The sequence below is a fragment of the Streptomyces luteireticuli genome (assembly GCF_041519305.1).
GTDB classification, from domain to species: Bacteria; Actinomycetota; Actinomycetes; order Streptomycetales; family Streptomycetaceae; genus Streptomyces; species Streptomyces luteireticuli.
On record NZ_CP167928.1, the window covers coordinates 258,632 to 282,128 of the forward strand.

Below are 23,497 nucleotides of genomic sequence, written 5' to 3' on the forward strand. Positions count from 1 at the left end.
GATCAGTCGTACGGTTCCTGCTTCGACTCGGTGCTGTTCTTGTCGCTACCGCGCGTCAGCGTGGCAGCGTCGCCCAGAACGATGACCGAGGGACCGGCAAGGGGATCTGCGTCCTTCACCGCGTCCGCTGCGTGGTGCTGCTGCGACATGCGCTCTTCCTCCTCTCCAGATCGGTTGTGACAACAACCCCTTGCACGGTGTAAGCCCCCAACGTTGCGTGCAAGGGGAAGACCGGTCAGGGCGCCCAAACTCGTCGGGGGTGTCGAAGCCGCGCATGACTGATGCGGCGGACTCCTCCCGGCGGGACGGAGACGTGGGGCCTTCCGGCTGTCCCCCGTACAGCCGGAAGGGGGGCTCGGCCGGCCACAGCGGGGGGCACGGTGACCGGCCGAGCGGGCCCGCCTCTCGGAGGTTGCCGACACACGACCAGGGGGGACCGTTCGGTATCGGATGAGCAGAGAGGCGGGGGTCTAGAGGACGAGCGCGAGCAGCGTCACCACGGCGACGACCAGGACGACGACGAGCACCAGGGCGACGGCGAGCCGGACGTACCGGTCACTCGTTCCAGTGGTCACCACGCCCCCGGGTGCCGGGTCGTGTGGTGTTTGACGTAGGCCCCCGCGAACTTCTGAGCCATCGCCTCGTCGCCGTTCTTCTGAGCCCTCCGCCATCCGCTGTCGAGCCGGGCGCAGAGGGCACAGCCCTTGACCGGGGTCGGCATAGCCGGGGGACCGCTGCTGTGCGGCAGGGGGATCACGGCGTGTTCTCCCCGGGCTTGCTCTGGGCCGGCTCCGTAGGGAGTCGGGCGGCGTCCTGGTCCCCGACCGGCACCGCATCACCCCCTCGGCATGCGGGCCGGGACTGGCCGGTCACGCCGATCAGGGGCCGGGGGAACTGGTAGGTGGCGCGCAGATCGGTCACGGGCGCACCCGCTCGATGCCGCCGTACTGGTTGCCGACGAACACGGGCCCCTTCGGGGGGTGTTCCTTGGCGTTCGCGCGCTGCGCCTCGTCGGCCGTCGCGGCACGCACGCCGTTCCTTGGGACGGACCACTCCTTGCCACCGCCGGGCGGACGCAGGTAGTAGACGCCGGGAAGCTTGGCATCCATCACGCGCCCCACCTTGTTGTGCTGCGTGTCTACCAGCCACGCACCACGGGTATAGGTCGTCTTCATCTTTTCGAACCTCCGTGTGTCCCGCACCAGTTGGGCGGGCATCAACCGTGAGGCACAGACTCCAACGGCGGCGGCGCGCTGAACAGGGTATGTTTCATTCCATCTCCCCACCGAATATTGGGAGTTGAACTTATGAGCGAATCCGATGACGTCCCCAAGGTCAAGACGCCGGCGCAGGAGTTCGGCGAAGAGATCAGACTTGCCCGGCTGGCAAAGGGCTGGACCCAGACCCAGCTTGCCGAAGAGCTGTGGTGTCAACAGCCCATCGTGAGCAAGGTCGAACGCGGCGAACAGCTCGCTTCGGCGGTCTTCGCCGAGCAGTGCGACCGGGTGTTCGGTACGCCAGGGACCTACGCTCGCATGCGTCAGAAGGCAGCGGACGCAAGCAACCCCATCTGGTTCATCCCGTTCTTGGAGCAAGAGCGCCAGGCGCGGGCTATCCGTGACTACGCCCCCACTCTGGTTGCCGGAATACTCCAGACTCCGGAGTACACCGAAGCCGTCTACAGGTCAGCTCGTCCGCAGGACTCGGCAGCCGCGATCAAGAAGTGGGTGGAAGATCGCATGCGACGCCGGGAGGTGCTCGATCGCCCCAAACCGCCATCGCTGTGGGTGATCCTGCACGAGTCCGCTCTATGGGCTGGTATGGGCGGGCACGATGTGATGCGGGGGCAGCTTCAACACCTCGTCTCGGTATCCGAACACCCGCACATCACAATCCAGGTGTTCCCGATCACTGGTTCTCCCCCGCGAGCAACGCCGTTGGGTGCGGATCCTTTCAAGGGAATGGCTGAGTCGGCGGGACGCTGACGGGGGTGTGCTCGGGGCTGCTCGTCTCTACCGTGGCGGTGGAGGAGGGGTGGCGGATGGGCTCGCTGTTCGAGGAGTTGGAGGCTCGTGAGGCGGCCGCCCGGGTGCGGGTGGAGGGGCTTGAGGCCGAAATCGCCGCAATGGCCGGGAAGTTGGAGGTGGCCCGGGAGGGGCTGGAGCGGTTGCGGATCGCCCGGGAGACGGTCGCCGAGGTGATGGCCGAGATGTCGGCGGACGCGCCGGCGGTGCAAGCGGAGGGGCCCGAGACCGAGGCAGTGGACGAGGTCCGGGAGCCGTCGCCGTACGCGGGTGCGGAACGGCGGGTGGTGGGTGTGCTGGCCGTGCCGAAGTGGCAGCCGGGCATGGACGTGAGCGTGCTGCCTCGGGTGTACCAGGACATCCTGGAGGTCGTTGCGGATGCTCCGGGGCCGGTGCGGGCGAAACAGGTCGTGCCGAGGATCGGGCTTCCCGCACAGACCGGGAAGATCGAGGGCACGCGGTCGAAGCTGAAGCGGCTGGTCGAGCGGGGCTGGCTGGACGAGGACGAACCGGGGCTGTTCACGCCTGCGCGCCGCAGGACGGCCGCATCGCCCAACACCTCGTAGTGGAGGGGCTCTTCTGTCTACAGTCGTAGGTGCCAACCAGTGACCTGCAGGACGAGAAGAGCCCCGAGGATGGAACCGTACGCCGCCAACAGTGCCGCTGACCCCTTTGCCCGCTCCCTGAGTGCCTTCGAATCGCTGACACGCACGCTGTCAGGCCCGCCCGCCGCTGACTGGACCCACGCTGAGCTGGAGGAGTGTCTGGAGGAGGCGGGCCGGGAGCTGCTGCGGCAGCTGCTGCAGGACCATCTCGACCTGCGTGCTCTGCGGGAGGAGAGCGAGGTCCGGGCCGGAGCCCGTCCGGCTGTGGTGGGGCCGGAGGGGCGGACGCGGCCCTGGCGGGAGCCGGGGCATACGCGTTACCTGGCCTGCCTGTTCGGTCTGGTGCAGGTGCGCCGGGTGGCTCACCGGGGCCCCGGACTGCCCAACGTGCACCCAGCCGACCGGCAGCTCGCGCTGTCGGCGGGCCGGCACTCGATGGGACTGCGCCGCCTGGCGGTCACCGAGGCGGTGCGCGGCTCCTTCGACCAGGCCGCGGAGGCGGTCGAGCGCCGCTGCGGAAGGGTGCTCGGCAAACGCCGCCTGGAAGAACTCGTCACCGCGGCGGCCGTGGACGTCGCCGCCTTCTATCAGGCGAGGGTCCCCGTTCCGTGCAGCCGGGACATGCCGCTGGTTCTCCAGGCGGACGGCAAGGGGGTGGTGATGCGGCCCGAGGCTCTGCGTGAGGCCACCCGCAAGGCGGCCGAGAAGAACGCGGGCACCCATCGGGGCCGGCTCGCGCCGGGCGAGAAGCCGAACCGCAAGCGAATGGCCACCGTGGCCTGCGTCTTCGACACCCGCCCCGCCCCGCGGCGGCCGCATGATGTGATCCACCCGCCCGGTGGCCGCAGTGGCGAGCGCGCTGTCCGTCCGGGACCGCGGGCCGAGCACAAGTGGTGCACCGCCTCGCTCGTCCATCCGCCGCAGGTCCTGATCGCGAACGCCTTTGCCCAGGCCGAGGCCCGCGACCCGCACCACACCAGAACCTGGATCGTGCTGGTCGACGGCGCCCGCCACCAGCTCGACCTCATCCACACCGAGGCCGAGCGCCGGGGCATCCGCATCCACGTCCTGCTGGACTTCGTGCACGTGAGCGAGTACTTGTGGGCTGCGGCGCACGCCTTCCACCTGCCAGGCAGCCGCGAGGCCGAGACGTGGGCCGCTGGCCATCTGACCGCGATTCTCGCCGGTCACGCCGCCCGCACCGCTGACGAGATCGTCGCCGAGGCCGACCGGGCCGGGCTGTCGGCGGCCCGGCGCGAAGCGGTCGACGCCTGCCACCGCTACCTCACGGGCCACCTCGATCAACTCCGCTATGACACCGCTCTGGAGGCCGGCTGGCCGATCGCCACGGGTGCGGTCGAGGGGGCCTGCCGGCACTTGATCGCCGACCGTCTCGACATCACCGGAGCACGCTGGGGCCTCGCCGGCGCCGAAGCCGTCCTCCAGCTCCGCGCCGTCGTCGCGAACGGCGACTTCGACTTCTACTGGCGCTTCCATGCCGCCCGCGAGCACCAGCGCCTCTACCCCGGGCCCCACCAGCAGGAATACGAACTCACCGCTTGATCACAGCCCCTCCTTGCGGAGAGACTGCAGACCATGGAGTTCATCGGCGGGGCCGTCGGCACCCAGATCAACAGCGACGTCCAGGGGCAGCAGTGAGCGTCAGCCTGCCCTTCTTCCGCTACCACCCCGATCCCCTGGCCACCGGATCCGTCCGGGCGAGTGCCGAGACATGCGTCTGCTGCGACCGCAGCACGGGATGGATCTACACCGCGACCTTCTACACCGCCCAAGAAACCAACGGGAACTTCTGCCCCTGGTGCATCGCCGACGGCGCCGCCGCCGAACGCTTCGCTGGTGAGTTCACCGACGCCTACGGGCTCGACGGCGTCAGCGAGGAGACCCTGCACGAGGTCACCCGCCGCACCCCGGGCTTCCACGCCTGGCAGGATCCGCACTGGCTCGTCCACTGCCAGGACGCGGCCGCTTTCATCGGCGAGGTCGGATACACCGAGCTGGCGGCGCACTCCGAGGCCCTCGACCAGCTCCGCCTCGACCTACGGATGGACGGCTGGCACGACGCCTCCCAGCTGGAACACTTCCTGACCCACCTCGGTCAGGGGGCAAGCGCCATGCTTTTCCGCTGCACCGTATGCGACACCCATATCGCCTACGCCGACGCTTCTTGACCCACGCCGACGCCAGCAACCGCGAAACCGAGCCGATCCTCCCTTCAAAGGATCCGCACCCAACGCCGTTTATTGTGCTCACGGGGCAGGACGAGACCGATGTCCTGTACGAGGAGACGTACGAGCGTGGGCAAGTGAACGACGCATCAGACGCTGTCGGCGAGGCATGTGCAGCGTTCGACAGGTTGCGTGCAAACGCTCTGTCGTTCGATGAGTCTCTTTCCTGTATCCGGCACGCCATGGAGGCACACAGTCATGAGCACCATCCCGGACCTCTTCCACGCCATATGGGTGAAGTCCAGTTACAGCCAGGGCAACGGCGGGGCCTGCATCGAGTGGGCCCCCGCGTTCGCATCGTCCGGCGCCGTCCCCGTCCGTGACAGCAAGGTGCCCGACGGCCACGTCGTCACGGCCTCGTCGTCTGCCTGGTCTGCGTTCGTGGCGACCGTCAAGGGCGGCGACCTGTAGCCTGGTTACCGGAGTCCCGGCCTGCTACCAGCGGGCCGGGGCTTTCTCGTGCGGTCGGTGGAACATGGTGAGCGATCGGCAGATGTGAGCGGGGGTTGCTGTTTGCTCACGCTGGAAGCCCTTCCGCCCCTGCCTGGTCCTCGGTGTATGGGTGGGCCCCCGGTCGCAGCGGCGCCCGGGGGCCCTTCGTTGTCGGTGTGCCGAGGTGGTGTTAGCGCGTCGGCGTGGGGGTGGTGTCTATGAGTCGCCGGATGTGGGGTGAGGATTCAAGGACGGGTTGGACCTTGCGCCATGTGCCGTCGGCTTCCCAAAGGTCGAGTCGGGCGCGGCAGGTGTAGCGGCTGACGCCGAGGGCGCCGGGAATGTGACTCCATGGGGAGCTGACGGCGGTCTCCGTAAGCGAGGCCGTTGACAGGGAGCCGAGCAGTTGGACGTGGATGATGCCTGCAAGGATGGCGCGGGCGTCGGCGGGCTTGCGTCCGCCGTTGCGCTGCGGCGGTCGCTTGGGCAGCAGAGGGGCGACAGTCGCCCATAGCGCGTCGGGGAGAACATGTTCGGTGGCGTTCTGTCGTTCCCGGAGGGCGTGTTCGTCGGTGGGGGTCTAGCGGGCGGGCGGGCGGGCGGGCGGGCGGGTGCGGTGCGGGGGGCCTGGGCCGGTGGTGATCTGTCCTTTGCCGACGCGGGGCGATGGTGGTCCCAGCTGGTCAGTGTCTGTCAGGTACGGCCTGCTTCACTCCTTCGGGCGGCGATCAGGCTCTCCAGCCAGGAACGCGGCTCGGAAGGCACATCAAGAGTGGCACAACAGGTGACCGCGAAGCTCCTTGCTCCGCAGGGCGACTGGCATTCTTGCAACGGCAGGGTGAGCTGAACTGCGTCATGGGTCACCCCATCACCCGAACCCGTCACGATCGGAAGAGCTCATTGCCCACGAACGAGCAGTGCTTGGGTGACGGTGCCATGAGCCAGATGGGGGCCTGGGTTCATGACACCGTCTCACCTTCACCGGCAGGGATTCACGGCCGACACACTACGGCAGCTTCAAGGGGGGGCCGGACGGTGCGTTCTTCACCGTGAGTCACCTGCGGAGAGCAGGGCATCACGGATTCGGCCATGGCGGCAAGTGCTGCAGAGACGGCTGTGCTGAGCTGTCCCCGCCCGGGTTCTTCCCATCTGGGCTGGTCACCGGTCTTTCACCATGATGGTACGGGGAGGCCCGGCCGGAGGAAGATTGGCCCGATTGGCGCAACAGTGCAGCGGCCTGGTGCCGCTGGGAGCTGGGCCCACACTGTCACTCACGCGTCCTTGTTCCCGACCGTGCGTGTATGTCACGGGCCGATAGCATGCTGCCGTGCGGTTGCAGTGGCGACAAGACATGAAGGTGTCGCTTCGCTGCATACCTGTTCCCCCGGCTCGAAGGGCATCCGGCCATGGCGCGTATCCTCCAGATCGTCGAAGCGGACGAACCTGCCGGGCTGAGGAGGCCCGGGGTGATTGAGCGCGTTGTCCCAGCCGCGTTCATCACATGCGAGGCCGTCTTTCTGCCCGGAGATCCGGCCCGGGAGGGCCGCATGGCGTTCTGGCGGGCGGACGGCGGCGAGTTGCCCGACTGCGATGTGGAACCGGAGGAGTTCACCGTCGTGCGGCCGCACGGGAACGGGGCCCGCCGTCGCAACGTGACCGCAGTGCTGCTGCCGGTCGCACAGTCGGTGCCCGTGCTCACCCGTGCTCGCGTCACGGTACAGAGCGGCAACGCCTCTGCTTCTGCCGCGTTCTGGGGAGCAGGAGCTCTCGTCGCGCTTCGGCTCGCCGCGCGGGGGCGGCTGCTGCCGGGGGTGAGCCCTGCCGGGTTCGACGCCTGGCGTTTCGGTCCGCTGGAGGGCGACGATGTGCGCCGGATCCGCGATCTCGCGGCGGCGATGCCGCCGGAGGCGCGCGCAATCCCGCTGCCGGGCGCGTCGCCCGTAGCGCTGCCGGCCGCCGAGCCGCTGCTGCGCGCATTTCTGGACGCGGTCGCTGACGGCCTGCCGCGCTCTCCGGCAGCGCATCACCTGGCCACCGGTCCGGCCTTCGCCGCGCGGATGCCGATACCCATCCCCGAACAGCGGGAGTGGGCTGCCGAGGTGGCCGTAGGGATGGACGCGGGCGTGCGGGTCTCTCTCCGTCTGGAGGACGACAACGACCTCCGGGGCGGGCGCCTGTACGGCGAAGATTACGGCGACAGTGGCGGCTCCGGGCCAGGGTTCCGGGCTGTGGTGCAGTTGCATAGCTGCGCCGACCCCACCTTGGTCGTCGACGCGGCCGAGATGTGGGCCGGGGACGCAGGTGTTCCGGAGCAGTTCGGCACCCGCACTCGTACCGATGCGCTGCTGGCGCTGCGCCGGGGCGCGAAGGTATGGCCGCCGCTGTCGCGCTTGCTGTCCGCTACCGTGCCCGATGCGCTGCAGTTGGCCGACGACGAGCTGCTGGGTCTGCTCGGTGAGGCTGCGGAACGGCTGGCCGCAGCCGGAATCCAGGTCCATCTGCCCAAGGGCCTGGCGACGGAGCTGACCGCGACCGGCCTGCTGGAGCCGCCCCGGCGCCAGAAGGCGCAGTCGGATCTGGAGACCTTCCTCTCTTCCGGTCAACTCCTTGAGTTCCGCTGGCAATTGGCTCTGGGCGGGGAGTCTCTGACCGAGGAGGAGATGGACCGCCTGGTCGAAGCGCACCGCCCGGTGGTGCGGCTGCGCGACCAGTGGGTGGTGGTGGACCAGGCGTTGATCCGCAAGGTCCGCAAGCAGCGCGGCCGCGAGCTGACTGCGATCGATGCCCTGGGCGCGGCGCTGACCGGCGAGGTAGAGATCGACGGCACGTCCGTGCCGGTCACTGCGGGTGGTGTCCTGGAGCAGTTGCGCGCGCGGATCGCTGATCCGGAGGCGGGGCCGGACGCCGGATCGGCCACCAGCAGCCAGCCTGCGATGCTTGCAGCCACCCTGCGCGACTACCAGCTCCGGGGTCTCGCCTGGCTGGACCGGATGGCCGGCCTCGGCCTGGGCTGCTGTCTTGCCGACGATATGGGCCTCGGCAAGACCATCACCCTCATCTCCCTGCACCTGCGCCGTCATGAGCGATCGGCCCACGGCCCCACCCTGGTGGTCTGTCCGACGTCCTTGCTCGGCAACTGGGAGCGCGAGGTACACCGCTTCGCACCCGGCATCGCAGTACGTCGATTTCATGGCGCGGGCCGCACGCTGGACGACCTTGCGCCAAATGCCTTCGTCCTCACTACATACGGCACGCTGCGTCGCGACGCCCAGCGCCTGGCCGATGCTGATGTGTCGTGGGGCCTGCTGGTCGCGGACGAGGCGCAGCACATCAAGAACCCGTACTCGGACACCGCGCGGGCGCTGCGCACTGTCCCTGCCGCTGGGCGTATCGCTTTGACCGGCACCCCGGTCGAGAACAATCTCTCCGAGCTGTGGGCCCTGCTCGACTGGACGACACCCGGGCTGCTCGGCACGCTCGCGTCCTTCCGTGACCGCTATGCCCGCGCGGTCGAGGCCGATGGTGACCAGGAGACCGCGAACCGTCTCGCCCATCTGGTCCGTCCCTTCCTCCTGCGCCGTCGCAAGTGCGACCCCGGCATCGCCCCCGAGCTGCCGCCCAAGACCGAGACCGACCAGCCCGTCTCGCTGACGAAGGAGCAGACGTCCCTGTACGAGGCGTTGGTGCGCGAGTCGCTGGCAGCGATCGGTGAGGCAGACGGGATGGCCCGGCGCGGCCTGGTGATGAAGCTGCTCACCGGCCTCAAGCAGGTCTGCAACCACCCGGCGCAGTATCTGAAGGAGAAGGGCGCGAAGCTCGCCGGACGTTCCGGCAAGCTGGAGCTGCTCGACGAGTTGCTGGACACGATCGTGGCCGAGGACGGCTCGGTGATTGTTTTCACCCAGTACGTCGAGATGGGACGGTTGCTGGAGCAGCATCTCGCAGCCCGCGGCACTGCGGCGCAGTTCCTGCACGGTGGGACACCGGTGAAGCAGCGTGAGGAGATGGTCGACCGCTTCCAGCGCGGCGAACGGCAGGTGTTCCTGCTCTCCCTCAAGGCTGCCGGCACCGGCCTCAACCTTACCCGTGCCGGCCACGTCATCCATTTCGACCGCTGGTGGAACCCGGCAGTCGAAGAGCAAGCCACCGACCGTGCCTACCGCATCGGCCAGACGCAGCCGGTACAGGTGCACCGGCTGATCGCGGAGGGAACGGTCGAGGATCGGATCGCGGAGATGCTCAAGCAGAAGAAAGGGCTCGCGGACGCCGTGCTGAGCCAGGGTGAGGCGGCGCTCACCGAACTCTCCGACGCCGACCTGGCCGACCTGGTGGTAATGCGCCACAATACCCCGCCTCGGGGCGCGATCTGTCGGAGCAGCGCCCGGGGAGGCCGCACGTGAGCACGCGCCCGACAAAGCCCCCGCAGCGGACCCAGAAACAGCTCAGCCGCACGTTCCCCCCTTTCCCTCCGGCTCCCAGCCGCCGGAACGGCTTTGCCTCAACCTGGTGGGGTGAGGCGTGGGTGTCGGCATTGGAGGAGTGCTCACTCGATTCCGGTCGTCTTACCCGCGGTCGCACCTATGCACGGCGCGGGGCCGTGGGCGAGGTGACAGTGGTCCCGGGCCGGATCAGCGCCCCGGTGCAGGGCAGCAGGCCACGGCCCTACCGGGTGTCATTGACGATCCCCGTCCTGGGCGACGCGGAATGGGACCAGTTCCTCGACACAGTGGCAGCGCGCGCCGGGCACATCGCCGCACTGCTCGATCACGACATGCCCACCGAGCTGGTGCAGGACGCGCTGGTGCCAGGCGTGCGGCTGCTGCCGTCCGCGAACGACCTGGAGCCGTTCTGCTCCTGCCCCGACTGGGGCCATCCGTGCAAGCATGGCGCCGCGTTGTGCTACCAGGTCGCGCGCTTGCTGGACGAGGACCCTTTCGTGCTGCTGCTGATGCGCGGCCGCGGCGAACAGCAACTGTTGGACGAGTTCACTCGCCGCAACGCCGCCCGCGCGGAGACAGAGGCGGCCTCGGCGCCGGTTCCATCCCCGCGTACTCTCACCGCACCGACAGGCATACCGGCCCAGGAGGTCTTCGCGGCGCGTGCTGACCTGCCACCGCTGCCCGAGCCGCCGACGCTGCCCGAACGCGCTGGGCGTCCGCCCGCCTTCGTCACGTCCCGGCCCGCCGAACCGGGCATCGATCCGGAGGCGCTGGAGATCCTGGCCGCTGACGCGGCCGAGCGTGCCCGCCGCCAACTCGCCACCGCACTGACGGACGAGACACCGCTGGTTCCAGCCGATCTGACGGAGTGGCAGGATGCTGTGCGCATCGCCGCCGAGCACCCGCAGCTTGAAGTCTTCGCGCGGATTGCTCAGAGCATCGATCGCCCGCTGTCCGAGCTCGCCCAGGCAGTACGGGCCTGGCGCTACGGCGGCATGGCCGCACTCACGGTCCTGGAGGATCCCTGGACCCCGGACCCGTCCGTGCTGGCCCGCGCCCGAGCCTCCCTCGCCAGAGACTGGACGGACGGGCGGCCTCCCCAACTGCGCGCGTGGCGCAACCGCTGGACCGTCGTCGGACGCGACCGACAACTGCGCTACGGCCACGACGCCCGCTGGTATCCGTACCGGAAAGAGGCGGACGGCACCTGGTGGCCCACCGGCCAACCCGACCCCGATCCCACCACAGCCCTCACAACACTACTCGCACTCCAAGATCACCGCTCGTGACAGTAACGACACCTCAAGAGGCAGGATTCCCAACAGGTTCGCCAGGCCGGCTGCGCTGGCCTCCTCGGGGAGGAAAATGGGGCCGAGCGCTCGGCAAGCCGAAGACTCTGTGATGCCGGTCAGCGCGCCCAACAGGATGGCGATAGAGATCTGTTGTGGGATTTGGGTTTGCGCCACGGCGACCGCGCGGCGGCCGGGAGCTTGTGTGTCAGACTCAGCGACTTCCCAGATCCTTCCGCACGCGCTCACTGGAATGAGCGCGTGCGGAAGGATCTATCGACGGCCAGACAGGATGTGAAGGACGAGGTCCTCTACCTGCGGGCAGCAGGGCTAGACCTGGGCAAGAAGTGCCTGCTGGCCTGTGTGCGGACACCGTGCGCGAAGCGGGCGGGAACCTGAACGCCGGGGACTGCGAGCGATCACGAAATTACGTGATCGCTCACACCTGGCCGGGCAGTCCTTCGCCGACCCCGACGAGATCGACCCCGCGACCAAAGCCGCCACTGCCCAGCTCAACGCGTGCGCCAAACCCTGGATCCGGGGGCCGCCCCGCACCAGCCCACCAGCTCCGACGCCGTTTCGAGTATCGCCTTTGAGGAATGGGTCTGTGAAGTTCCTTTTACAGGTGGGCGAGATCGCTGCGCTGATCACCTCGGTTACGGAAAAATGGGGCCGGGTGTCCCGGCCAGCCGGTGGGCCTGTGATGCGAGCGAGCTCGTTTTACAGGATGGCGATGGGGGCCGACCAGGGGACCACGGACTGTTGCCAGGGCATCGGGAGCCTTTTCCATCTGTAGGGCCTGTGGGTGAGGTGGTGACGGCGTGTTGACGGTGGCGTGACGAACGGGGCATCCCGCTGGTTTGCCAAGTCGCCAAACACAGCCTGACCTGCGGAGATGCCCCGTGTTCTCCTATCCTGCCGCATGTGATGTCGACGAGGAGCTGCTGGAGTTGGTTACGATGGTGATCGCTTCGTGCGAGGGCGACCGGCCATGCCGGCTGCGGCCGTACGACTGGGCCCGGTGTGCCCTGGTCTACCTGCGCAAGCACGACACCCTCGAACAGATCGCCGCCGGCTTCGGCATCGGCACGGCGACGGCCTGGCGCTACGTGAACGACACGATCGAGCGTCTCACCCGGTTCGCGCCCTCGTTGACGGAGGCCCTCACCAGTCACCACGCCGACGGCTACGTCCTCCTCGACGGGACCGTGGCCGAGACCGACCGAGTACGGGCCGAGGGCCACTTCTCCGGCAAGGTCCGCCGTGAGGGAGTGAACCTGCAGGTCGTCACCGCGGAGGAAGGGAAGCTGCTGTGGATCTCACCCGCGCTGGCCGGCGGGACCCACGACGTGAAGGCCGCCCGCGAGCACGGCGTCGTCGACGTCTGCGCGCAGCTGGGCCTTGAGGTCCTCGCGGACAAGGGCTACCAAGGTGCCGGCGGCACCGTCATCACCCCGATCAAGCGCCGCCCGGACACCGAACTGCCCGACAAACACAAGAAATCGAACAAAGTGCACGCCGCCCTACGCGCTCCCGTCGAGTGCACCATCTCCCGGATCAAGCGGTGGAGGATCCTCCGACATGCCCGCACCAGCCCGAACAGACTCACGTCAGCCGCCGCAGCCATCCCCACCCTCATGATCTACACGTGAAAAAGGCTCCGGGAGACCGTTGCCGGGAGCACGTGTGTCAGACTCCGCCTACTCCCTTGGCCCCTCCGGGGCATCCGCCGGACACGGCCGTACCGGGCGGGAGAACACGATGCCCCGGCTCCAGGAGGTGAAGGACGACATCATCATCCATCTGCGGCCCGCAGGCGTGGACTTGGGCAAACGGTTCGTGCTCGCGTGCGTCCGCACGCCCTCCACGAGCCGGGCCGGCAACTGGTCGCTGGAGACGGAGCGGTTCGGCACCACCACCGCCGAAGTGCGGCGCCTGCTGGCCTGGCTGCTCGAGCGGCGGGTCGAGGTCGTGGTGATGGAGGCGACCTCGGACTACGGGCGCGGCGTCTACTGCTGCAGCCGCACCTGAACCTCATGCTGGTCAACCCCGCTCACCTCAAAGGGATCCGTGGGCGCAAGACTGACCCCAACGACGCGGCCTTCCTGGCCCGGGCCGGCGCCGCGGGCATGGTGATGGCCTCTTTCGTTCCCGAGCGCCGCATCCGCGAGCTGCGGGATCTGACCCGCCGTCGCACTGAACTGGCCCGGGCGGCAGGATGGGAGAACCAACGCCTGGAAAAGGAGCTCGAGGACACCGGGATGAAGCTCTCCGCCGTCCTCACCAACGTGACCGGGGCCAGCGGGTGGGCCATTCTCGAAGCCCTGATCCGCGGCGAACGGGATCCCGCCCGCCTCGCCGGTCTGGCCCGCGGCCCGGGCCCGGAACAAGATCCCTGCCCTGATCGAGGCGCTGGACGGCGAGTTCACCGCGCACCACGCGTTCATGATCCAGCACTACCTCGACGAGATTGACCGCTGGAACACCGTCACCGCCGCCTTCGACGCCCGCATCGCCACTTTGCTGGCCGGCCGTGAACAGGACCTGGAGCTCCTCGTCACCATCCCCGGCGTCGGCCGTCTTGGCGCTGAGATCATCATCGCCGAGACCGGGGGCGACATGGCCCAGTTCGCCTCCGCTCACCACCTCGCCTCCTGGATCGGAGTCTGCCCCGGCCAGAACGAATCCGCTGGGATCAGCAAGTCCGGCCGCACCCGTCCCGGCAACGCCAACCTCAAACGTCTGCTCGGCATCGCCGCCATGGTCGCGCTCAAGAACAAGGACTCCTACCTCGGCGTCTTCTTCCGCAGACTGGCCGCCCGGCGCGGCGGCAAACGGGCCCTGGTCGCCGTGATACACAAACTCGCTATCGCCATCTGGCACGTCCTGCACGATCACGAGCCCTACCGCGAACTCGGCCCCTGGGCATTTCACCCGCCGTGACCCCGAACGCGCCATGCGCCGCATGACCAAGGAAGCCAACAGCCTCGGCCTGACCGTCCGCTTTGATCCCATCGCCACCTGAGCTCCGATCTCACGTCATTTTTGTGTCAGTCCCGCGTCTGCGCTGGCTGTTCTACATGTCCGCGCAGGTCGCCATGACGATGCCGGGGCCGTCGCAGGAGTACTACCGGAAGAAGCGTCGTGAGGGGCTGATCCACACCCAGGCACTGCTGTCCCTGGCCCGTCGCAGGGTAGACGTGCTGTGGGCAATGCTGAGGGACAAACGCCTGTTCACGGCCGCCGTACCGGTACCTGCGGCGGCTTGACTTCTGCATTGAGATGCCTCAGGCCCGTATGAACGCGAAACACGCGACCACACTCCTGCGGGTGTCCGCGTACTGACCAACACCGAAGTCGGCCGCTGACGGACGATCACCCGCAGGCGATCAAACTCCCGACTGGAACGAGCACCCCAGCTACACCTCACACCAGCCCCACGAACAGCAACTTCAGGATGAAACTCTCTCAATGGGCAATGTTCGTGCGGCGTCCTTGTAGCGTAGTGGCGACGGGTGGATGATTAGAGGCGGAATGGACGGCGCAGTCGTAGACTGGAGACCGCACGGTACAAATCCACGAGAGGCCAGAGCCCTGGATCAGATTGGGAAGCTGTTTCCCGTCATGAGGCCTGCAGAAGCTGCAGGGCCTGAGCTACACCTGTTTACTCTCGAAATCGTCAGAGTTAAGGCTTGCCAGTCGAGTTGGACATCTCCGAGAAGGTGAGCGATTATGTACGCCACGCGCCGTGCCCCTGTGACCCGAACTCCCGAGAATAGCAGGGGCCTTGGACTTAATCCTGATACCACAGTTCGACACGGAACCAGGCAGGAGGAAGGCCAGGACACGAGGAGGGCCATGGCTTCCACGTATGCAGCCTTGCAATCTATGAACTCCAGGCCTGAAGAAAATCGCAGAATGTACTGAGCTCTTCCGATCTACGCCTTGTGAGCAAGGCTGGTTCAAGGTCGTGGTGGTCAAGAGAACGTGCTGGTCCTGGTGGCGTGGAGGGCGTGTCTGGGGGTCGTGACGGATGCAACGATGCTCCGGTTGAAGGGGTGACCCGTCAAGTCGCCCTGAACGGCCGGAGCTTCGATGTGCCGTCAGTCTGTCACCGTCTGTCTGGTGGAGTCACCCACGCGTCACCACCGCGGGGTCGTGGGGCTGGAGAGGGTCGGCTGGGGATGTTGCTGGCCCCGTCTCGGTCTCCGGAGCGCACCGGCTCGCTGCCAGTGCGGCAGGCGCCCAGTACCTCGACCGTCCGCAGAGTCCTGGCGGCTGTGTGTCCCAGAGGCCTTGCCGACCTTCTCGGATCATGCACCGGGCGAGGCCGGTCCGATGGCGGTGGACGGCAGGAATGCCCGCGGCTCACGCCACGGCGGCACCCCGGCTGCCCATCTGCTGGCCGCCGTCACCGGTACCGGGCAGGCCGTCACCCAGCTGCGGGTGCCGGACCGCGGTAATGAGATTGCCTGCTTCACCGCGCTGCTGGACCCCTTATACACCGGCCTGGTGATGACGGCTGACGCCCTGCACATCCAGCGCAACCACGCGACATTCCTGGTGGAAAGCAAGCAGGCTCACTACCTGCTGACCGTCGAGGGCAACCGGCCCCGACTCCACGCCGCGTTGCGCGTGCTGCCGTGGACACAGTGCGCAGCCGTCCGCCACGACCGGGAGGCAGGGCACGACAGGCGCGAGACCCGCTCCGTGCGTGCGCTCACCGTCACCGGCCCCGGCCCGGACCTCCCGCACGTGGTCCAGGCTGCGAAGATCCTTCGGCACCGCACCGACACCAAGAACGGGAAGACGACCCGGCAGACCCTCTACGCCATCCCCGACACCTGACCGCGCACGAGGCCTCCCCACAGCGCATCGGGCACTTCGCCCGGTCACAATTGGTGATCGAGAACCGGCTGCATTACATCCGCGACACCACCTTCGCCGAGGACGCCTTAAAGGTCCGCACCGGCCACAGCCTCCGAGACCATGACCACCCTCCGCAACCTCGCCATCAACACCCTCCACGAACACGGCCACACCAACATCGCCGCCGGCCTCCGCGAGGCCTCCCCCACCAACTCTGACCAGCACCGATAAGACTTTTAAATCAGCCCTGCCTGCTCGATCATGTCCGGGGATTTCGAGCGCAGAATGGCGCCACCGCCCCTTGGTGGGTTTTGATCTCGTCGAGGCTGGACTCGACTTCCCAGCGTTCGGCATAAGCGGCCGCGAGTTCGACGGCGTTGGCTTCGTCCGGGTCCATCCCTGATCTTGCGTGGGTATCCCCGGCTTCAGCCGGACCTGCCCCGAATGTGGGAACGTCTCAGCGGAGAACCGGCCCACCCAGGAGAAATTCCACTGCGTCTCATGCGGCCACAGCACGCACGCGGACACGGTGGGCGCTCTGAACGGCCTACGGGCCGGGCTGGTCCGTCGCGACGCCAACCCGGTATAGCGAGAAGCCCCCGGCTTCAGCCGGGGAGGAGCCACGGGTTTCTCCTCGGATGGATTGTGGTCTGTGGCCTGCTCGGCTTCGAGCCGCCTCGCGACGGCGCGGCGGGGGTGCCCAGGGCCAGGGACAGGTGCCCCAGACGGGGGGCGAGACATGGGGGGCGACTCGAGCCCGCACAAGCGGCAAGTCCCAAGGGCCTGGGGATGGGGGTGGGTTACGGGTCGGATGTCGTTCGAGTGATGTCGGCGATATTGATGCGCGTGGCGCCGTCGGCGAGCTGGCCGAGCGCGGCCAGGACCTCGTCGCGGGTACGGTGGCCGGAGAAAGCCAGTCGCAGTCGTCGTCACTGAGACCGAGTTCGCGCCGGGCGACCTCGTCGACGTAACTGCGCTGGTTCGTGTCGGGCCGGTAGGTGATTCTGGACGGGGCGAGGGTTGTGAGGCCGGTGAAGTGCGCGGTGTATCCGGCGACGCACAGGGTGGTGCCGCAGTGAGCGGGGGCGCCGAGGTCCTCACCGGGGTGCAGGACCCAGGCGCAGGTGTTCTCCACGATCTGTATGTCTCATGAGACATCCGCCGCCTGGCGTACTCAGGTACGACAGGGGGCCTCGCCGAAGCAGGCCCACATCAGGCAGCGGCAACGCTGAGACGCAAGAGCCCCCTAGGGGCGTGTGGCGCACATCATATAACGGCACCTCTTTAGTGCCGCCGCGGGGCCGGTGTGTACGCCGAGATCTGTTCGCGTAGATCGGCGATATCGATGGCCAGACGCTCGGCTGTCTCGGGAAGCCGGACGCCGGGGACTGCGGCCGCGAGGCGGAGTGCGTCGTCGTGCAGTGCGCATTCCAGGTGGGTGGCGTCTCGTAGGTGTGCCCGCGCTTGTGCTGCGGCATCGCTGATGAGTGCGTGGATCTGCTCCGGCTGTGGTGCAGGTGTGGGGGGAGCCGCTTGAGCCGGGAGGTTTGGCACTGGTTCATCGGTCAGCTCGGGTGTGTAGGTGGGTAGGAGGGGCGGTTCGGCGCATTCGCGGTACCACGCCCATGCGTGGTGGGCGGGGATGTGGACCTTTCCGCCGGGCGTTGTGCGGGTGGTGGTGACCGGCTGGTGCGTACTGGTGTCGGGGTGGTGTTGCGGGGGGTCTGCGGGTAGTCCGCGCAGCGTGGCGAAGTCGGCTGGGTGGGTGGTCAGGAGTGCGGTGACGGCGTGGGTGAGGGCTGCAATGTGGCGGCATGGCGAGTTTCTGCAGTCGCAGTTGGAGATGATCTCTCCAGGCGCGGGCTGGGTGGGCACGCCGCCGGTGTGAGCCGGGTTCGTCAGGCATTCGGGGAGTTTGCCGGCGTGGACGGCTTGGTGGTGGCCGCAGGTGGGGGAGGCGGATTGCCAGGTTGTGGTCTGGTCGTCGGTGAGGACCGGCATGGTGATCGTTGGGTGTGCTGGTGTGGTGTTGTGCCGGTCGGTGGCGGTGGCGTGTGCTCGGCCGGTTTCGAGGGTGAGGTGGGTGAGGCCGCCTGCGGACAGGTCGTTGTGGCCGGCGAGCCAGAGGGCTTCGTCGTTGATGGTGGCTCGCAGGAGGGATTCCCAGGTGTGGGCCCATGTGTTCGGGGTCATCGCTGTGCTCCCAGAGCGATCAGGTCGATGATCTGGTCGTCGGTCAGTTCGGTGAGGGCGGAGTAGCCGTCGGCGAGCACGGCGTCGGCGAGGGCCCGTTTGTGGTTGAGGAGTTCGTCGACGCGGTCTTCCAGGGTGTTCTCTGTGATGAGGGGGTGCACGGTGACGGTGCGCTGCTGGCCCAGGCGGTGGGCGCGGTCGATGGCCTGGTTCTCTTTGGCTGGGTTCCAGGGGCGGTCGAAGAGCACGACGTGGCTGGCTTGGGTGAGCGTGAGGCCGGTACCGCCGGCTTTGACCGTCATCACCATGAGCTGGCCGGAGCGGGACTGGAAGGTGTCGATGATGCGTTGGCGTTCGCGGACGGAGGGGATGTCTCCGCTGTAGTAGAGGGGGTCGTGGCCGTGGCTGCGCAGGTGCCGTACGAGGCGTTTGGCCATGGACCGGTACCGGGTGAAGATCAGTGTGGATTCGTCGGGGGAAGTCAGGGCGGGCAGCAGGTCGTCGAGCGCGCCGATCTTGCCGGACCGGGATGCCGCCTGCTCGGGGTCGTAGTCGTCCTCGAGGGGGTCTTTGAGGTACTGGGCGGGTGAGTTGCAGATCTGCTGCAGCTTGTTGAACAGTTCCAGCAACAGGCCTTTGCGGTGGACCCCTTGGGCCTCACGGATCTCCTGGAACGTGTCGTCGGCTGTCTGTTGGTAGAGCTGGATCTGTTCGTTGCTGAGGCTGACGATGCGCGGCCGGATGTCCTTGGGTGGCAGCTCGGTCAGGATGCCCGGGTCGCTCTTGCGGCGGCGCAGTATGAACGCGCTCATGAGGCCGGACAGCCGTGTGGTTCGCTCGGTGTCGGCGATGTTGTCCTCGATGGGGCGGGCGAACTGATCGCGGAAGACGCGCTCTGTTCCGAACAGGCCGGGGTTGAGCCAGTCCATGAGGGCCCATGCCTCGGTGAGGTTGTTCTCCACCGGGGTGCCGGTCAGTGCCACCCGGACGGTGGTCCTGATGCGGCGCAGGGCGCGGGCGGTGGCGGTGCGGTGGTTCTTGACCATCTGGGCTTCGTCGGCGACGACCAGGTCGAAGTGCAGCAGGGCCAGCAGGTCGACGTCGCGGCGGAGCGTCTCGTAGCTTGTGATGACGATCGTGCGCGAGGTGGCGTCCTCGAGGGTGCGGTCGGATCCCAGGTAGCGCAGGGTCGGCACGGTCGGGGCGAACCGGTGGACTTCGCGCTCCCAGTTGATGATGACGGAGGCCGGGCAGACGATCAGGGTCGGCCCGGTGGCGCCGGAGGCGGATTCCCGGCGGTGGAGGTGCAGCGCCAGAGCGGTCAGGGTTTTGCCCAGGCCCATGTCGTCGGCGAGCATCGCGCCGAAGCCCGCGTTGGTGGTGTTCGCCAGCCAGGCCAGGCCCAGATGCTGGTAATCGCGCAGCGTTGCCTGCAAGGCTCCTGGTGCGGGGACGGGTGTCGTGCGGGAGCCGGTGCGCAGGAAGTCCACGAGGTCGGCGAGAGCGGCCGCTGGTTCGCAGGGCATGACCTGTCCGTCGACGTCGATATACCCGGTCAGGGAGGCTCGTAGGGCTTGTTCCGAGGAGATCGGGCCGATGCGGCGGTCGGTGGCACGGCGGGCGGTGTCTTCGTCGACCATCACCCACTGGTCCCGGACTTTGGCCAGGGGCCGCGGTGCCTGGGCGATGTCGTCCATCTCCTGGTCGGAGAGGTCTGTGTCGCCGAGCGACATCTGCCACCGGCCGTCCAGCACGTCGTCGAGGGAGAACCGCGGCCGGGGCACGGCCGCAGACGCGTCGGGTTGCTGTCCGACCACTACGCGTGTGCGCAGCCGGTGGGCCCACTTGTGGTGCCAGTGCACGCTCAGGTCGGCCCGTTCCAGTTGATCCCGCGTGGCGCCCAGCAGCAGGACGGCCTCGCCGGCGAGCAGCGTGAACCGGTCGGGCACCGGGCACTCGAGGAGCCGCTTGGCCGGCTCCCACACCTCGGCGATGCGCCGCAGCCGTCGGCGGATGTGCCCCATCAACCCCTCGTCGCCGGTCACCTGGGTAACCGGGCGGAACAGCTGCTGCTTGCGGCTTTCCGCGGTGGGCTGGGCGACCAGCAGCTCGGCCCACAGCAGTTCGGTGTCGTTGGGGCTGCCCTTCTTCGGGGCCTGGACGGACAGCTTCAGGTCCACGGCCGATGTCTCGGCGCGATCGTCCTCGGCGTGATCGGCCCACTGGTGCAGGGCGGTGCTGCTCTGCTGCTGCGGAATGGGGGCGGTGAACGGGGCGTGTCCCAGGACCGCTGAGGCACCAGGGCCCCGCAGCATCGCCTCGGCGACCGCGTCGAGCCCGGCCCGGATCGCGACGCGCGGCGCCCACAGGAGGTAGGGCCTGGTGTCGGTGGCTGCCCCGCAGTGCGCGGGAGGCACCATGGCCTGTCGTAGTTGCCGTGCGCGCTTGCGCTCGTGCTCGTTGAGCGGGCCCAGGCGCCACACGTCAGCACCGTTGCTGTCCAGCGTCGGGTACACCCGGCCGTCGGCCACCACAGCCAGCCCCAGCTGGATCACCTGATGCCACACCTGGACGGACGGTGCGATCTTGTCACCGTCAGACGTCCGGGCCATAGCGTTGGCCAGCAGCCGCACAGGGACCTGCCAGCATTCCACCGGACGGGGGCCGACCGCGACGCCCCGGCCGGGCAGGACAAGGTCGGCCGTGCAGCATCTGATCGGCTTGTGACAGACGGCCCCCAACGGGATCCCGTCGGTCCGGTAGAGCAGGAACCGGCCGGCGCCGTCCTGCAGATCAATGGTGATGTCCGTACCCTGCTGCAGCAGTTCGTTCAGCGCATCCTCGGCGGCTGCCGCCTCATCGCGGTCCGCAAGAAGTCCGGCCGGATTGCGGTGGGCGCCTACGGCTCCCGCGCCGGCGGCTGCTGCGGCCGCCGGCTCCGCAGCGGTGGGATCGTTCTGGCCGCGTTCCTGTCCCTCCACAGGAGTGGCCAGCAATTCGATCATGGCCTCCGCGGCTCGGCACTGTGCTTCGCGCTTGGTGGGCCCATGACCGAGGGTCTCCAGCCACTCCGCGTGAACCTTGCAGGTGATCCGTCCGACGAATCCTGCGGAGTCCTTGTCCGGGTCCTCGATACTCAGCTTGCTGATCTTGCCACCCTGTTTGAGCTCGTTCAGGAGCATCAGAGGGTTCTTGCCGCCGAGCTCCGGTACCGGGATGCGGCCCAGACGCAGACCGCGGCCTGCCTTCATGGCGCGCTGGACGGTACTCAGCAGTTGACGCGCGGCCGACGACCGCGTGCTGGAGCGGCCCAGCCCCCGCTCCGTAACAGTGAGCAACTCATCACGGTGTACGCAGGCGGCGACGCACACGAACAACGGTTCCAGACCTGTGATTCCGGGCGCGCTCTTGAATACGGGATCGCTGATCGCGCCGGCTTGGGCCAGTGCCATCAGTTGTTCCTGCGGGTCCTTCTCCTGCACGGGGTCATTGCCTGTCGCCGGGCGGGGCCCCGCGGCATGGATCGGCAGCGGCGCTTGCACTGGCAGGCCGGCCAGTTGGGCCAGCAGCCGGTGTGCGGCGGCTCCGCGTGCCTGCCGCTTGTTGTTGCGCCATGGGCCGAGCTCGCTGATCTGCTCTCCGTCGATGACGCAGGTAGCGCGCATGCGAAAGAGCGGCGGATCGCTTTTGCGTACCTCTTCCGTATAGGAAGGCGTCGGCCCGTAGCGCAGTGACTGATGCAGGGTCAGCACGGCCACAGCGACGCCGGGATCACAAGCCGCAGTCAGGACCGCCTCGCGAGCGGACTGCCATGCCGCAGCCCGGGCGGTGAACAGAACCGCGTGGAGGTCGCGCGGGATCAGCCCTCCTGCGTTGATCCGCAGCACAACCTCGGCCACTTCCGCCGGCGCGATCTGGGGGCGGTCCAGAGCTTCTTGAAGGCGGGTCGGGAAGGACACGTCCCTGGCCTGGGCCGGCGGCGAAGCCGATGAGAAGCGGCCGGCGGGCACCCATCCAGTGAGGGCGCTGTCCTGCTCGACCTGTTCGGCTCCGCAGAGGTGACCGAGCAGGCTCACGGCCGCGCGCTGGTGGGCGGCCTTGCGGCTGGGGCGCGTCACCACGGCGCCATGGGCGTTCGAGCCGGGCTGTCGCCATCCGGCTTGAGCGCTGAACAGCTTCGGGTTCGCCTTGTGCACCTCACGGATCACGAAGGCCGACGGAGTGCCGATGTCCTGGCAGTGGGTATGGAGCACGGAGGTGGCCAGCTCGGGGCGTGCCGAGACGATCGCCCACGCACCGGCGACGGCCGCCTGGGCGGAGGGGAGCGACGAGGCCCGCATCAGCAGCAGGCGCAGATCCTTGATACCGAGGCGTCCGGACCCTCCGCGTGCGGCGGCCTCGGCGGCGAGCTCGGGAGGCATATGGCGGTTTTCCCACGCTGCCTCCAGCAGCCGGGAGAAGACATGCGGATCCACCGACTCGAGAGCAACACGGGAACCGGCCGCGGGGCGTGGCACACGGGCGGTGGAACTCGGTGGTACAGGGTCCATCTCAACCTTCGCGAAGAAACATGGAGAAGCGGTGATCTGGCAGGTCAGCACCGTCGTGCTCGGTGTCCGGCGAACAAGACCTGCCACGGTCTGGGACAGGAACCTGTTGACCAGCAAGCTCCTGAGCACAGTGGTCAGCCAGGAGAGACAGAGCGCGCGCGGCCACGGCGACTGTCTCGTTCGGGGGGGGAGGAGGAGGTGCAGCGATTGGAACAGTGCGGTGTGCGGTTCACGCATCAGGAGGACGGGCGCACGGCGCGCCCTCCCGCACGTCCCTGCGTCGGCAGGCGGTCAAGGCCTGTGGAGGCAACGAAGGTCGCGGGGCAGCTCAGATGCTCAGCCACTCGATGGTGTCGGACAGCTCCTTCTCCGCCTCCGAGCCCTGGCTGGCGCTGACGCGCTTTTTGTGGAACGCGACGTCTCGACCGTTCCTATTGGTGCAGCTCTCGCCCGAGGCGGCGCCACAGAAGCCGCAATCCAGATCCAGCGGCAGTTGTTCGAGCCGGTCTTTGAAGTCCGCGATCCTCACATACCGGTGGTTTCGGCACGCGAAGACTCCCTGAGGGACCGTACAGGCGCCACCGTCGCCCACGGGGTAACGGCACAGTTCGTCGTCGCGGGGATCATGATGTGGGCACCGGTCGCTTCCCGCACGACGGTCGAAAGGGCAGCGCAGCCCGCCGGAGTAGCGGATCCAGCGGGAGTCTCCGAGTTCCTCGTCCAGCGTCACGATGCACCGGTCCGGGAAGGGATCCGGGCTATCGGTGGGCAGTGGCCATTGGTGTTCGACGCAGCGCTCGTTCGGCGCGCTGACGACCGCCCCGCATGGGCCCCAGGCTGGATAGTTGGA

At 68.0% G+C, this 23,497-nt stretch carries 19 protein-coding genes and 3 pseudogenes; 15 read left to right on the top strand and 7 right to left on the bottom strand.

The genetic code is table 11. The annotated features are described in order from the left end of the window. Positions 1–2 precede the first annotated feature (2 nt). From AB8735_RS36805 to AB8735_RS36815, 3 genes are all read right to left on the bottom strand, one after another. Complete coding sequence (locus AB8735_RS36805; protein WP_344025454.1) at positions 3–149, bottom strand: albusnodin family lasso peptide; 147 nt, start codon at positions 147–149, stop codon at positions 3–5. A 422-nt stretch (positions 150–571) separates the two neighbouring features. After that, positions 572–757: a hypothetical protein gene (locus tag AB8735_RS36810; RefSeq protein WP_372412189.1), complete on the bottom strand. Its 186-nt coding sequence runs from the start codon at positions 755–757 to the stop codon at positions 572–574. Between the two features lie 160 nt (positions 758–917). Continuing rightward, positions 918–1,175, bottom strand: coding sequence for a hypothetical protein (locus tag AB8735_RS36815; protein WP_372412190.1), 258 nt, complete (start codon positions 1,173–1,175; stop codon positions 918–920). Positions 1,176–1,307: 132 nt separating this feature from the next. Here AB8735_RS36815 and AB8735_RS36820 point away from each other — a divergent pair, with 132 nt between their 5' ends. The 14 genes and pseudogenes from AB8735_RS36820 (at position 1,308) to AB8735_RS36885 (ending at position 15,883) form a co-directional block, all read left to right on the top strand. After that, complete coding sequence (locus AB8735_RS36820) at positions 1,308–1,985, top strand: Scr1 family TA system antitoxin-like transcriptional regulator (protein WP_372412191.1); 678 nt, start codon at positions 1,308–1,310, stop codon at positions 1,983–1,985. A gap of 5 nt (positions 1,986–1,990) precedes the next feature. Next, on the top strand, positions 1,991–2,590 hold the full coding sequence (locus AB8735_RS36825) for a hypothetical protein (protein ID WP_372412054.1): 600 nt from the start codon (positions 1,991–1,993) through the stop codon (positions 2,588–2,590). A 69-nt stretch (positions 2,591–2,659) separates the two neighbouring features. Continuing rightward, complete coding sequence (locus AB8735_RS36830) at positions 2,660–4,192, top strand: ISKra4 family transposase (RefSeq protein ID WP_372412053.1); 1,533 nt, start codon at positions 2,660–2,662, stop codon at positions 4,190–4,192. Positions 4,193–4,284: 92 nt separating this feature from the next. Next, positions 4,285–4,818 (top strand): CbrC family protein, encoded by a 534-nt coding sequence (locus AB8735_RS36835; RefSeq protein ID WP_372412052.1) that lies wholly within the window; start codon positions 4,285–4,287, stop codon positions 4,816–4,818. Further along, positions 4,782–4,994: pseudogene (locus AB8735_RS36840) on the top strand (hypothetical protein); the annotation flags it as partial. The gene AB8735_RS36835 and the pseudogene AB8735_RS36840, both read left to right, overlap by 37 nt. A gap of 79 nt (positions 4,995–5,073) precedes the next feature. Beyond that, positions 5,074–5,286: a DUF397 domain-containing protein gene (locus AB8735_RS36845; RefSeq protein WP_372412192.1), complete on the top strand. Its 213-nt coding sequence runs from the start codon at positions 5,074–5,076 to the stop codon at positions 5,284–5,286. Positions 5,287–6,713: 1,427 nt separating this feature from the next. Next, positions 6,714–9,707: a DEAD/DEAH box helicase gene (locus tag AB8735_RS36850; protein ID WP_372412193.1), complete on the top strand. Its 2,994-nt coding sequence runs from the start codon at positions 6,714–6,716 to the stop codon at positions 9,705–9,707. 269 nt (positions 9,708–9,976) lie between these two features. After that, positions 9,977–11,035 carry an SWIM zinc finger family protein gene (locus AB8735_RS36855; RefSeq protein WP_372412467.1) on the top strand — a complete coding sequence of 353 codons (1,059 nt, stop codon included), beginning with the start codon at positions 9,977–9,979 and terminating at the stop codon, positions 11,033–11,035. A gap of 902 nt (positions 11,036–11,937) precedes the next feature. After that, a complete protein-coding gene (locus tag AB8735_RS36860; protein ID WP_372412194.1) occupies positions 11,938–12,687 on the top strand; it encodes a transposase family protein in 750 nt (249 codons plus the stop codon). Between the two features lie 109 nt (positions 12,688–12,796). Next, entirely contained in the window at positions 12,797–13,066 is a 270-nt protein-coding gene (locus AB8735_RS36865; protein ID WP_372412195.1) for a hypothetical protein, read from the top strand. 5 nt (positions 13,067–13,071) lie between these two features. Next, a complete protein-coding gene (locus tag AB8735_RS36870; RefSeq protein ID WP_372412196.1) occupies positions 13,072–13,509 on the top strand; it encodes a transposase in 438 nt (145 codons plus the stop codon). Further along, positions 13,481–13,978 carry a transposase gene (locus AB8735_RS36875; protein ID WP_372412197.1) on the top strand — a complete coding sequence of 166 codons (498 nt, stop codon included), beginning with the start codon at positions 13,481–13,483 and terminating at the stop codon, positions 13,976–13,978. Before AB8735_RS36870 ends, AB8735_RS36875 begins: the two co-directional genes overlap by 29 nt. 116 nt (positions 13,979–14,094) lie before the next feature. Next, a pseudogene (locus AB8735_RS36880) lies at positions 14,095–14,304 on the top strand (IS110 family transposase); the annotation flags it as partial. A 1,075-nt stretch (positions 14,305–15,379) separates the two neighbouring features. Further along, positions 15,380–15,883 carry a hypothetical protein gene (locus tag AB8735_RS36885; protein WP_372412198.1) on the top strand — a complete coding sequence of 168 codons (504 nt, stop codon included), beginning with the start codon at positions 15,380–15,382 and terminating at the stop codon, positions 15,881–15,883. A gap of 272 nt (positions 15,884–16,155) precedes the next feature. Here AB8735_RS36885 and AB8735_RS36890 read toward each other — a convergent pair. After that, positions 16,156–16,298: pseudogene (locus AB8735_RS36890) on the bottom strand (IS4 family transposase); the annotation flags it as partial. 15 nt (positions 16,299–16,313) lie between these two features. Here AB8735_RS36890 and AB8735_RS36895 point away from each other — a divergent pair. Continuing rightward, entirely contained in the window at positions 16,314–16,493 is a 180-nt protein-coding gene (locus AB8735_RS36895) for a zinc ribbon domain-containing protein (protein WP_372412199.1), read from the top strand. Between the two features lie 695 nt (positions 16,494–17,188). Here the strand turns inward: AB8735_RS36895 and AB8735_RS36900 are convergent. From AB8735_RS36900 to AB8735_RS36910, 3 genes are all read right to left on the bottom strand, one after another. After that, entirely contained in the window at positions 17,189–18,097 is a 909-nt protein-coding gene (locus AB8735_RS36900; RefSeq protein ID WP_372412200.1) for a hypothetical protein, read from the bottom strand. Next, entirely contained in the window at positions 18,094–22,572 is a 4,479-nt protein-coding gene (locus AB8735_RS36905; RefSeq protein ID WP_372412201.1) for an SNF2-related protein, read from the bottom strand. The genes AB8735_RS36900 and AB8735_RS36905 overlap by 4 nt, the downstream gene beginning before the upstream one ends. A gap of 403 nt (positions 22,573–22,975) precedes the next feature. Further along, entirely contained in the window at positions 22,976–23,377 is a 402-nt protein-coding gene (locus AB8735_RS36910) for a hypothetical protein (protein WP_372412202.1), read from the bottom strand. Positions 23,378–23,497 lie beyond the last annotated feature (120 nt).

Coding starts and splice junctions, on each gene's coding strand:
- AB8735_RS36870 (WP_372412196.1), top strand. CDS start 13,072: ATGCTGGTCAACCCCGCTCACCTCAAAGGGATCCGTGGGCGCAAGACT.
- AB8735_RS36875 (WP_372412197.1), top strand. CDS start 13,481: ATGATCCAGCACTACCTCGACGAGATTGACCGCTGGAACACCGTCACC.
- AB8735_RS36865 (WP_372412195.1), top strand. CDS start 12,797: ATGCCCCGGCTCCAGGAGGTGAAGGACGACATCATCATCCATCTGCGG.
- AB8735_RS36820 (WP_372412191.1), top strand. CDS start 1,308: ATGAGCGAATCCGATGACGTCCCCAAGGTCAAGACGCCGGCGCAGGAG.
- AB8735_RS36850 (WP_372412193.1), top strand. CDS start 6,714: ATGGCGCGTATCCTCCAGATCGTCGAAGCGGACGAACCTGCCGGGCTG.
- AB8735_RS36805 (WP_344025454.1), bottom strand. CDS start 149: ATGTCGCAGCAGCACCACGCAGCGGACGCGGTGAAGGACGCAGATCCC.
- AB8735_RS36900 (WP_372412200.1), bottom strand. CDS start 18,097: ATGACCCCGAACACATGGGCCCACACCTGGGAATCCCTCCTGCGAGCC.
- AB8735_RS36815 (WP_372412190.1), bottom strand. CDS start 1,175: ATGAAGACGACCTATACCCGTGGTGCGTGGCTGGTAGACACGCAGCAC.
- AB8735_RS36845 (WP_372412192.1), top strand. CDS start 5,074: ATGAGCACCATCCCGGACCTCTTCCACGCCATATGGGTGAAGTCCAGT.
- AB8735_RS36830 (WP_372412053.1), top strand. CDS start 2,660: ATGGAACCGTACGCCGCCAACAGTGCCGCTGACCCCTTTGCCCGCTCC.